Origin of the sequence: Collinsella sp. An7 (assembly GCF_002159335.1) — a bacterium.
GTDB lineage: Bacteria > Actinomycetota > Coriobacteriia > Coriobacteriales > Coriobacteriaceae > Coprousia.
The window spans coordinates 323,370-334,694 of sequence record NZ_NFHP01000001.1 but is presented as its reverse complement, the minus strand read 5'-3'; the positions used below and the strand labels follow the sequence as shown (position 1 = coordinate 334,694).

Below are 11,325 nucleotides of genomic sequence, written 5' to 3'. Positions count from 1 at the left end.
AACTACTCCTTCTCGGTGGTGGTGGCGAGCTCGTCGATGAGGGCGTCGACCGCCTCGACGGAGGTGTCGAGGTCGTCGATCTTGTCGAGGCCGACGAGGTCGTCGGACTCGCCCTCGGCCTCGGCCGGAGCCTCGTCGACGCTCTCGGCGCGCTCGGGCTCGGCGTCGTGCAGGGGCTCGATGTCGAGCGCGAGGGAGCGGATCTCCTTCACGAGCACCTTGAACGACTCGGGGAGACCGGCCGTGGGGATGTTCTCGCCCTTGACGATGGCCTCATAGGTCTTGACACGGCCCACGGTGTCGTCGGACTTGACGGTGAGGATCTCCTGGAGGACGTTGGCGGCGCCGTACGCGTAGAGCGCCCAGACCTCCATCTCACCAAAGCGCTGGCCGCCGAACTGGGCCTTGCCGCCGAGCGGCTGCTGGGTAACGAGACTGTAGGGGCCCGTCGAGCGCGCGTGGATCTTGTCGTCGACCATGTGGCCGAGCTTCAGGATGTAGGAGGTACCCACGGTGATCGGCTCGCGGAACTCCTCACCGGAGCGGCCGTCAAAGAGGCGGGTCTTGCCGCGCTCGTCGAGCTGGGTCACAAAGCGCGGGTCCATGTGCTCGCCGTAGCGCTCAGTAGCGAGGTTCAGCATGTTCTTGTTGGCACGGCGGATGACCTCGGCGATCTCGTCCTCGGTGGCGCCGTCAAAGACCGGCGTCGAGACAAAGAACGGGCCGGGCACGTACTTGTCGGAGTCGGCGCTCTCGGGGTCCCAACCGCAGGCAGCGGCCCAGCCGAGGTGGCACTCCAGCAGCTGGCCGACGTTCATACGCGAAGGCACGCCGAGCGGGTTAAGGATGATGTCCACCGGGGTGCCGTCGGCCATGTAGGGCATGTCCTCGACGGGCAGGATGGTGGAGATAACACCCTTGTTGCCGTGGCGACCGGCAATCTTGTCGCCCTGCTGGATCTTGCGGCGCTGCGCCACGTAGACGCGCACCTGCTCGTTGACGCCCGGGGTGAGGTCGTCGCCGTTCTCGCGGCTAAAGCGCACCACGTCGATAACGCGGCCGTAAGCGCCGTGCGGCATCTTGAGGGAGGTGTCGCGCACATCGTGGGCCTTTGCGCCAAAGATGGCCTTGAGCAGGCGCTCCTCGGCGGTCTGGGTGCTCTCGCCCTTAGGCGTGACCTTGCCGACCAGGATGTCGCCGGGGCCGACCTCGGCGCCGATGCGGATGATGCCGTCCTCGTCGAGGTTGGCGAGCATCGACTCGGAGAGGTTGGGCACCTCGCGGGTGATCTCCTCGGGGCCGAGCTTGGTATCGCGGGCATCGATCTCGTGGCGCGAGATGTTGATGGTGGTGAGCAGGTCCTCGGCCACCACGCGCTCGGAGACGACGATAGCGTCCTCGTAGTTGTAGCCTTCCCAGCTCATGTAGGCCACGGTGAGGTTCTGGCCGAGCGCGAGCTCGCCATGATCGGTCGACGGGCCGTCGGCGATGGGCTGGCCCTCGGTCACGGTGTCGCCCACGTTGACGAGCGGACGGTGGTTGATGCAGGTCGACTGGTTGGAGCGCTCGTACTTGGGGAGCACGTAGCTGTCCATACCGCCGGAGTGCTTGATGGTGATCTTGGAGGCGTCGGCAAAGATGACCTCGCCGGCGTGGCGCGCGAGCGTAACCTCACCGGAGTCGAGGGCGGCGCGGCGCTCCATGCCCGTGCCCACGTAGGGGGCTGCGGGGTGGATGAGCGGCACGGCCTGGCGCTGCATGTTGGCACCCATGAGGGTACGCTTGGCGTCGTCGTGCTCGAGGAAGGGAATGAGCGTGGCGGCGACCGAGATCATCTGGCGCGGCGAGACGTCCATGTAGTCGACGTCGTCCACCGGCACGTCGGCCGGGGCGCCGAAGGAGCCGTCGAAGTCGCGCGTACGGGCCACGATGGTGTGCGGGCGCACGAGGTTGCCATCGGCGTCGAGGGTCACGAAGTCGCCGGTCTTGGGGTCGACGGGCGTGGACGCCGGCGCGATGATGTGGTTCTCCTCCTCATCGGCGGTCATCCAGTCGATCTGGTCGGTCACGTGCCCGTTCTCCACGCGACGGTACGGAGCCTCGATAAAGCCGTACTCGTTTACGCGGGCGTAAAGGGCAAGACGACCGATAAGACCGATGTTGGGGCCTTCGGGGGTCTCGATCGGGCACATACGGCTGTAGTGCGAGTTGTGAACATCGCGGACGGCCGTCGGCACGTTGGTGCGGCGGCTCGAGCCCGACTTGTGACCGGCAAGGCCGCCAGGGCCGAGCGCGGAGAGGGTGCGCTTATGCGAGAGGCCGGTCAGCGGGTTGGACTGGTCCATGAACTGCGAGAGCTGCGACGAGCCGAAGAACTCCTTGATGGCCGCCACGATCGGGCGGATGTTGATGAGCGACTGCGGCGTGATCTCGTCGATATCCTGCGAGCTCATGCGCTCGCGGACGACGCGCTCCATACGGCTCATGCCGATGCGGAACTGGTTGGCGACGAGCTCGCCGACGGTGCGGACGCGGCGGTTGCCAAAGTGGTCGATGTCGTCGACCTTAAAGCCGGGCTCGCCGGCGGCAAGCGCGAGCAGGTAGCGCAGGGTGGCGACGATGTCCTCGTCGGTCAGAATCTGCACGTTCTCCTCGGTGGTAAGGCCGAGCTTCTTGTTGACCTTGTAGCGGCCCACGCGCGCCAGGTCGTAGCGCTGCTGGTTGAAGAAGAGGCCCTCGAGGAGGCTGCGGGAGGCGTCCACGGTGGGCGGCTCGCCCGGGCGCAGGCGACGGTAAATCTCGATGAGGGCGTCCTCGCGGGTGAGGGCCGTGTCGCGCTCGATGGTGCGGCGGACCACGTCGGAGTCGCCGAGGAGCTCAAAGATCTCGTCGTTGGTGACGGCAATGCCCAGGGCGCGAAGGAACATGGTGGCGGACTGCTTGCGCTTGCGGTCGATGGAGACCACGAGCTGATCGCGCTTGTCGACCTCAAACTCGAGCCAGGCGCCGCGGGCCGGGATGACCTGCGCCTTGTAGACCTGCTTGCCGCCGTCCATCTCCTGCGAGTAGTAGACGCCCGGCGAGCGCACGAGCTGCGAGACCACGACACGCTCGGTGCCGTTGATCACAAAGGTGCCCTGCTCGGTCATCATGGGGAAGTCGCCCATAAAGACGAGCTGCTCCTTGATCTCGCCCGTCTCGCGGTTGGTGAGGCGGACGTCGGTAAGCAGCGGCGCCTGATAGGTCATGTCCTTCTCACGGCACTCGTCGACGTCGTGCGCCGGGTCGCCAAACTGGTGCTCGCCAAAGGTGACCTCGAGCACGTGGTTCTGGCTGCGGATCGGGCTCGACTCGCGGAACGCCTCGCGAAGGCCGTCGGTCATGAAGCGCTCGAAGGACTCCTTCTGCACCGAGATGAGGTTGGGGAGCTCCATCGCGTCGGCGATCTTGCCAAAGTTGACGCGGGCGCGTTCCGTTGGCGTTGCTTGCGGGATTAACGTTGCCACCAGCTTGTTCCTCCTTCTACCAAAGGCGGTTTGTAAGATCGGGAGCCCACCTGCCCCGCTCGGCGCTGTGCCGACGGGACGCTTGGTGAGTTCTCGACCGAATTAACGCATCCTAGTAGTTTACGCACCGGGGTACCGTTCGGCAAGTTTGTTCTTGACGTTTGACCGTATTTGGAGTAGTCAAAATACTTAGTTGCATTTGCGCTGGTACCTGGCTTGTTTCGAACATGTGTTCATGCGTTTTATGTGAGCGGGCTTGGGATTTGCTGCGTCCGGCACCAAGTTGTAATGCAACGGGTCGACACGTGGCGCGCAGCCACGCCTAGCCGCATGCCCCAGATTCGCCCGGCGGCACCCCACGACACCCTTTCGCGCCCGCTGGCCACGCGTCCGGAAAACTCAACCCTCGATGTGAGTGCATCTTTTGGAAACGTCTTGTATCACTTTATTATACGAAAGCACTCAGCTGGGATGTTGTCGTGTTTTATCGCCCGAAAGCGCCGTGCTACTGGCACATCCCAAAAGATGCACTCACATCGGGGGTCGAGATTAATCAGGGCACCATCGCAATCGCCCACGCGGGCTGGTGAGTGCCACGCAGGGCCTCCGACTGCCCTATCGAGCCGCTCGGTCCGCCCGCAGCTGATTCCCCACCCGCTCTGCGACGATGTAGCGCGGGCGCGCCTTTGCCTCAAGGTAGGTCTTGCCCACGTACTCACCGATCACGCCGAGGCTCACGAGCTGCACCCCGCCCAAAAAGAAGATCGCGCAGATCATAGACGCCCAGCCCGAGACCGCGTGGCCCGTCGCCACGGTGACGATAGCCCAGACGATGCCCGCCACGCTGCCGAGCGCGATGATGAGTCCGAGCACCGTGATGAGGCGGATCGGCCGGATAGAGAGCGAGGTCACCCCGTCGAGGGCAAGGCCGAGCATGCGGCCCACACTGTAGCGGCTCCACCCTGCCGCGCGCGGCGCGCGCTCGTAGGCAACCTCGCAGCTTTTAAACCCCACGAGCGGCACAAGACCGCGCAGGTAGAGGTTGACCTCGGTAAAGTCGGCAAGGGCCTCGAGCACGGGGGCTGCCATGAGGCGAAAATCGGCGTGGTCGGGCACCACCTCGGCGCCGAGGAGCCCGAGCAGCCGGTAGAAGGCACGAGCCGTAAGACGCTTTACTGCGCCGTCGCAGTCGCGTCGCGAGCGCACGCCAAAGACCACGTCGTAGCCGGCACGGTAACGCGCGACCATCTCGGGGAGCACCGACGGGTCATCCTGCCCGTCGGCATCGAGCGTTATGACGGCATCGCAGTGGCCGCGCACCTCGTCGAGCCCCGCTGCGAGCGCGTTCTGCTGCCCGCGGTTGCGGCTCAAACGCACCCCGCGCACGCGACGGTCCGCTGTGGCAAGCGCCCGCACCACGGCCCAAGTGTCGTCGGTGGAGCCGTCGTCCACCACCATGAGATAGCTCGCCGGGTCCACCGCACCGTGCGCTGCAAGCTCGGAGAGAGCAGCTAGAAAGAGAGGCGCCGTGCGCGGGAGCACGGACGCCTCATTAAAGCAAGGTATGACGAGCGCGAGCACGGGAGCCGGACGGAGGTCGGCGGGGCAGAGCTTCTGCTCGACGCCCTCCTCCGTGTGCGCCGAGGACGCAGGGCCAGACTCGGCACCAGCGGCCGCGCCGACGCCAGACAGCACGTCCACGGGCGGCACGCTACCGCTTGAGTCCGCCGCGGGCGTCGACGGCCTCCCAGAACGCGCCCGAGAAGCGCGGGTCGGAGGCGGCCATGAGGGCGTTGGTGGCCATCCAGCCCGAGGGCGTGCCCGTGTCGTAGCCCGAGAGCGGGTCGATCACGACGGCGTACATGGCCTCGCGGTCGAGCGAGCGGGCCATGGCGTCGGTGAGCTGCACCTCGCCGCCGGCGCCCGGGGCCTGGTCCTCGAGGAGGTCCATGACGAGCGGCGAGAGCAGGTAGCGGCCCACGATGTAGAGGTTCGAGGGGGCCTCGGCCGGGTCCGGCTTCTCCACGAGCCCGGAGACGCGCCACACCGCGCCCGGCTCGGAGTCGCCCGCGCCCTCGCAGCCCGGCAGCGACCCGGCGCGCTCGCCGGCCACGATGCCGTAGCGGCTGACCTCGTCGGGGGCGCAGGCGGCCACGGCGATCACCGAGGCGCCGCCGCGGGAGGCCGAGACGGCGAGCATCTTGTCGCAGATGTCGCGCGCGGGAACCACGTAGTCGCCGAGGAGCACGAGGAAGCTCTCGCCGGCGACGGCGTCGGCGGCGGAGCGGATGGCGTGGCCCAGGCCCTTGGGCTTGTACTGGAAGCGGAAGTCCACGGGCATGGAGCCGGCCTCGGCCACGGCGTCGGCGTAGGCGCCCTTGCCGCGCTCGCGCAGGAGCTGCTCGAGCGAGAGGTCGGGCTGGAAGTAGCTGAGGAGCTCGGGCTTGTTGGGCGAGGTCACGATGATGGCGCCGTCGACCTCGTCGGGCTCGAGCGCCTCCTCCACCACGTACTGGATGACCGGCTTGTCGAGCACCGGCAGCATCTCCTTGGGGGTGCACTTGGTGGAGGGCAGGAAGCGCGTGCCGAGGCCGGCGGCGGGGATGATTGCCTTCATGGCTGGTGACTGGTCCTTTCTTGGGCGCGCCCGCGCGGGGCGCGGCACCGGGCCGGGGCCCGGACGTCGACTAGACTTATACGCGGGGTATCGTAGCGCAGGGTGCGCGGGCCCCCTCAAAACTCAAGCAAACTCCAGAGTGCCGGGCGCGCGGGCACCGCAAGCGGTCGCTTAGGCCGGGCGAGCGGTCGGCGGTGAGGTTGGATGTCCCGCGCTCGACGCGGCAGTCAGGACCGAAGGGCTGCACGCCATCGATCGCGTGGCACCTTCAGCGCTCGACGCGGCGGTACCAGCGGCCCCGCGCACGGCACAGGCAACCCGGCGCCCCGCGGCAACAACGGGGCGGCTCGCCTCTCCCCTGTTTGGAAGAAGCGAGCCGCCCGTCAACGTTCTTTCAACGGCGAGGTGCGGCGCCATATGCCCCTACGCCACATAAACCGCCCGCCTGCGCACCTTACCCTTGGCGGTAATGCGCAAAGAAGTCGGCCAGATCGGTGAGCGCCTCGTGCAGGACCTCCATGCGCGGCAGGTACACGATGCGGAAATGGTCGGGCTTGCCCCAGTTAAAGCCGCCACCGCGCGTGATGAGGATGCGCTTCTCGTGCAGGAGGTCGAGGGCGAATTGCTCGTCATCGGTGATGTTGAACCGCTCGACGTCCATCTTGGGGAAGATGTAGAACGCCGCCTTGGGCTTGACCACGCTGATGCCCGGAATCTCGTTGAGCGCCTTGTAGACATACTCGCGCTGCTCGTAGATGCGCCCGCCCGGCTCTACGTAGCGCTCTACGCTCTGGTAGCCGCCGAGCGCCGTCTGCACAACGGACTGCGCCGGCACGTTGGAGCACAGGCGCATATTGGAGAGCATGTTGATGCCGTAGATAAAGTCCTTCATGCAGCGCTTGTTGCCCGAGAGCACCATCCAGCCGATGCGGTAACCCGCGATCATATGGCTCTTGGAGAGGCCCGAGAACGTCACGCAGGGCAGGTCGGGCGCGAGCGAGGCGATCGAGATGTGCTCCACACCGTCCATGCAGAGGCGGTCGTAGATCTCGTCCGAGAAGATCATGAGACCGTGCCGACGGGCGATCTCGACAATCTGCTCGAGCACCTCGCGCGGGTAGACGGCGCCCGTGGGGTTGTTGGGGTTGATGATGACGATGGCCTTGGTATTGCTCGTGATCTTGGACTCCAGGTCGGCGAGGTCGGGGTTCCACTCGGCCTCCTCGTCACAGACGTAGTGCACGGGCGTGCCGCCGGCAAGCGTGGCGCAGGCCGTCCAGAGCGGGTAGTCGGGGCTCGGAATGAGGATCTCGTCGCCGGTGTCGAGCAGGGCGTTCATGCAGAGCTGGATGAGCTCCGAGACGCCGTTGCCGGTGTAGATACCGTCCATCGAGACGTTGGGGATATGCTTGAGCTGCGCGTACTGCATGATGGCCTTGCGCGCCGAAAAGAGGCCCTTGGAGTCGGAGTAGCCCTCGCAGTCGGGGAGCTGCTGACGCATGTCGGTCACGACCTCGTCGGGCGTGCGGAAGCCGAAGGGCGCCGGGTTGCCGATGTTGAGCTTAAGGATGCGCAGACCCTCGTCCTCCATGCGGGCCGCCTCGTCGGCCACGGGGCCGCGGACATCGTAGAGAACGTTATCGAGCTTGGTGGATTTTTTGAACTCGCGCATGGGGGTGCTCCTTTGGGTGGAACGCGGGCCGGGGCCACTTTGGAGGACGGACTCGGACGCCGCGGTGGATGACGGGAAGGGGGCTGCGGTCTCAGGCCGCGCGGCGGCTCGCGCCGGGGTGGGCGGGGCCGCGGCGAATGCAGAGGCCGCCGAGGCCGTGGCGGCCGCCGAGCTGGGAGCGGCGGGACCGCTGCCGTCAGTGGCAGTAGGGGCTCCGGAGGCCGCTGGGCCCTCCCCTGCGGCAAGCCAGCGCTCGTCCACGTTGAGGAGCTCGGCTAACAGGCGCATCACGCGCGGGCGCGGCAGGGTCTTGCCGCTCACGTACTGGCTCACCTGGCTCTTGCCGAGCTTCTGCCCGCGCGCACCCGCCGCGCGGATAAGGTCTGCTTGCTTGAGGCCGGCGGCGTCGAGCGAGCGGTTCAGCCGCTCGGCAAACGTGCTCCCGGTGCTCTCCCCCATCGCGCCTCCTCTCACCGAAAAATTGAACTCCTGCGCCTCAGCGGACGGTCAGAAGTTCAATTCGTTCAATTGCAGGCAAGTGTACCACGCCAGGAGCATCCTGCAAAGTTCAATTTTGTGACAGTGGGACATTTGGGGACGTGTTCCGTTTGACCCATTTGCAAATGGGTCAAACGGAACACGTCCCCAAATGCCCCACTGTCACGCTAGAGGGCCTCGTCGCCGTGCTCGCCCGTACGCACCCGCACCGCATCGATCACGTCGGTGATGAAGATCTTTCCGTCGCCAAACGACGCACTCCCCAGCTCCGCAACGAGCGTATCGACCACCTGCTCGGCAAGCGCGTCCTCCACCACCGTGCGCACCGAGACCTTGGGCAGGATCTTTACGCCGCGGTCGTCGTCACGCGTATAGACCTGCTTAAACCCATGCTGATGCCCATAGCCAAACCCCTGCGCCACAAAGATGCCGCTCTTGCTAAACGTCGACAGCAGCTGCATGACGCGGTCCAACTTGTCGCCGTTGATGATGAGCTCGATCGCCTTCATCGTGCACTTCCTTTCAGCTGTTTTATCCTGCGTGTCCCCGCCTTATCCAAAGAGCTTCAGATACCGGTCGACGAGCCCCATCGTTCCGTCCAGATACCCCTCCATATAGCCCTGCACGGGCGTTGAGTCCTGATGGCTCGCGAGCCACGCGAGCATCTGGATGCGGCGCTGCAAAATGAACGTGTCGATCTCTACAAAATCGGTATCGGTAAACGGCAGCACCTTGCGGTAACCGTCGAGCCACGCGTTCACCAGGTCGGGCACGTCGTCGCGCTCCTCGATAAAGGTGAGGGCACCGGCGAGGTCGTGCAGGTGCCAGCCAAAGCCGAAGTCGTCGAAGTCGATCACCTTCACCGCGTCGCCCTCCACGATGATGTTGGTGTCGCGCAGGTCGGCATGGATAACGCCGTAGTTTTGGGGCGTCTTGCCGTACCGCTCGAGCCGGCGGTAGATGATGCCCACGCAGCGCTCGATCGCCCCCTGCGTCTCGGGCGTGAGCTCGGGATAGGCCCGCCAGTCGCCCCAGATGGCGTGCGGCCCGATCATGTTGTCGCAGTCCCAGTGGGGGCGGACGATTTCTTTGGTGCCATTCCAAATCTCGGTCTGACGGTGCAGGTAGGCCGTGATCTCGCCGAGCATCTCAAAGTGCCGTGGAACGGCGGCGGGGTCGGTCTCGTGCTCGAGGGTCTCGCCCGAGAGAAATTCCGTTGCCATGCAGAAGTAGACGTTGCCCGTTGCGGGGTCGGTCACCTCCTGGATAAAGGACCCATCGCGCGCGGGAATGGGATTTGCCACGGTGAGCGGCGTGTAGTCGTTGATCTGCCGGAGCCAGCTGATCTCGCTCTCGTACTCCGGGCGGGTGTGGTAGCCGGGGCGTCCCACACGCAGCACGCAGAGCTTCTCACCGGTTACGGGGTCAAAGATGAGGTACGTGGCGTTCTCGGAGAAGGCCAGCAGACGGCAGCCCGGGTTATCGAAGGGGTAGCGCGCGGCCGCCTGCTCGGCCACCCATTGAAAGAGCTCGGGGTTATCAAAGTTGGTTGCCATGGGGGATCATCCTTTCCTGCGAGGGTGGACGGGGCGATGGGTTGTGGAGCCGTGCGAACGCAGGCGGGACGGGGCGTGGGCGCTCCGCACCCCGCACGCGGCGCGCAGGCGCTACACCCCCAGCGCCGTGAGCGCCCGCTCGAGCGCGGCCACAAAGAACGCCAAGTCGTCCTCATCAAACACGAGCGGCGGGCGAATCTTGAGCACGCTGCCGTAGGGGCCGCAGAGCGAGATGAGCACGCGCTCCTCGCGCAGCTGCTCGATAAGCCGCACCGCGAGCGCGCGGTCGGGCTCGGTCGTGCCCGGAACCACGATGTCCACGCCCACAAACAGGCCCGTCCCGCGCACATCGCCGAGCACGGGGTGCTTCAGGGCCATGGCGAGCAGCTCGTCCACCAGCTTGTCGCCGATCGCGTCCACATGCTCGAGCACGTGCTCATCCTTGAGGTAGTGGAGCACCGCCAACGCCGCGGCCATGGCCACGGGGTTTCCCGCAAAGGTGTTGAAGTAGGGATAGGTGCGCGCAAAGGCGTCGAGCACCTCGTGCTTGATCGCCATGCCTGAGCAAGCGATGCCGTTTGCCATGGGTTTGCCCATCGTCACGATATCGGGCACGATGCCGTGGCGCTCAAAGCCCCAGAACCCCTTGCCCGTACGGCAGAACCCGGGCTGCACCTCATCGGCAATGTAGACGCCGCCCTCGGCATGCACAAGGTCCACCACCGACTTGAGAAAGCCCGGCGCGCCGGGAATCACACCGTCGGACGAGAAGATGCTGTCAAAGATCACGCCTGCAAACTCGATCCCGTGCCGGCGCATATCGGCAATCTGCGCGCTTATCTGCTCGCACATCCACGGGCCGATCTCGTCGGTGCCGAGCCGGTAGGTGTCGGGGCTCTCGATCATGCGCATCGTCCGGCTCATGGGCACGTCCTTGCCGATGGAGGGCGAGACGCCCGAGACGAGCTCGGTGTTGCCGTGGTACGCCTCGGAGGTCACGATAATGCCCTCGCCGCCCGAGTAGAGCTTGGCGCAGCGCAGTGCGAGGTCGTTGGCCTCGGAGCCCGAGAGCATGAACATGATGCGGTCGATAGGCTCGGGCAGGGTCTCGAGGAGCTCGTCGGCGTAGTCGAGCAGATTCTCATGCACGTAGCGCGTGTGCGTGTTGATAAGCTCGAGCTGGCGCGTCACCGCCTCGGTCACCACCGGGTTGGCATGCCCGATCGAGGGGATGTTGTTATACATATCGAGGTACTCGGTGCCGTCGGCGTCAAAGAGCCGGCACCCCCGGCCGCGCACCAGGTGGAGTGGTCGCTGGTAGAAGAGCCGGTAGCAGGGGCCGAGCACCTCGCGGCGGGCAACGAGATCGTGGAGCTCGCCGGTGAGCGTGGGCAGGTCGGCCATGTCAAAGCTGTTGGAATTGAGGATGCCTACGTTCTCCTCGGGGACGGAAGGTTGAGCCATGGGAGGCCTCTT

7 protein-coding genes are annotated in these 11,325 nt (G+C 65.8%); all 7 read right to left on the bottom strand.

The genetic code is table 11. The features are described from left to right. Positions 1–2: 2 nt before the first annotated feature. Positions 3–3,506, bottom strand: a complete 3,504-nt coding sequence (locus B5G20_RS01495; protein WP_255376933.1) for a DNA-directed RNA polymerase subunit beta — start codon at positions 3,504–3,506, stop codon at positions 3–5. A 615-nt stretch (positions 3,507–4,121) separates the two neighbouring features. Next, positions 4,122–5,207: a glycosyltransferase family 2 protein gene (locus B5G20_RS01490; RefSeq protein WP_239286822.1), complete on the bottom strand. Its 1,086-nt coding sequence runs from the start codon at positions 5,205–5,207 to the stop codon at positions 4,122–4,124. Positions 5,208–5,217: 10 nt separating this feature from the next. Further along, positions 5,218–6,123 carry a UTP--glucose-1-phosphate uridylyltransferase gene (locus B5G20_RS01485; protein WP_087354319.1) on the bottom strand — a complete coding sequence of 302 codons (906 nt, stop codon included), beginning with the start codon at positions 6,121–6,123 and terminating at the stop codon, positions 5,218–5,220. A gap of 454 nt (positions 6,124–6,577) precedes the next feature. Beyond that, entirely contained in the window at positions 6,578–8,254 is a 1,677-nt protein-coding gene (locus tag B5G20_RS01480) for an aminotransferase class I/II-fold pyridoxal phosphate-dependent enzyme (protein WP_087354317.1), read from the bottom strand. A gap of 206 nt (positions 8,255–8,460) precedes the next feature. Then, complete coding sequence (locus B5G20_RS01475) at positions 8,461–8,802, bottom strand: P-II family nitrogen regulator (protein ID WP_087354315.1); 342 nt, start codon at positions 8,800–8,802, stop codon at positions 8,461–8,463. Positions 8,803–8,844: 42 nt separating this feature from the next. Beyond that, entirely contained in the window at positions 8,845–9,849 is a 1,005-nt protein-coding gene (locus B5G20_RS01470; protein ID WP_087354313.1) for a phosphotransferase, read from the bottom strand. Positions 9,850–9,960: 111 nt separating this feature from the next. Beyond that, positions 9,961–11,313 carry an aspartate aminotransferase family protein gene (locus tag B5G20_RS01465; protein WP_087354311.1) on the bottom strand — a complete coding sequence of 451 codons (1,353 nt, stop codon included), beginning with the start codon at positions 11,311–11,313 and terminating at the stop codon, positions 9,961–9,963. Positions 11,314–11,325: the final 12 nt, after the last annotated feature.

Bases quoted from the DNA above. Each gene is read 5' to 3' on its own strand.
- B5G20_RS01485 (WP_087354319.1), bottom strand. From the start codon at position 6,123: ATGAAGGCAATCATCCCCGCCGCCGGCCTCGGCACGCGCTTCCTGCCC.
- B5G20_RS01480 (WP_087354317.1), bottom strand. From the start codon at position 8,254: ATGGGGGAGAGCACCGGGAGCACGTTTGCCGAGCGGCTGAACCGCTCG.
- B5G20_RS01475 (WP_087354315.1), bottom strand. From the start codon at position 8,802: ATGAAGGCGATCGAGCTCATCATCAACGGCGACAAGTTGGACCGCGTC.
- B5G20_RS01470 (WP_087354313.1), bottom strand. From the start codon at position 9,849: ATGGCAACCAACTTTGATAACCCCGAGCTCTTTCAATGGGTGGCCGAG.
- B5G20_RS01465 (WP_087354311.1), bottom strand. From the start codon at position 11,313: ATGGCTCAACCTTCCGTCCCCGAGGAGAACGTAGGCATCCTCAATTCC.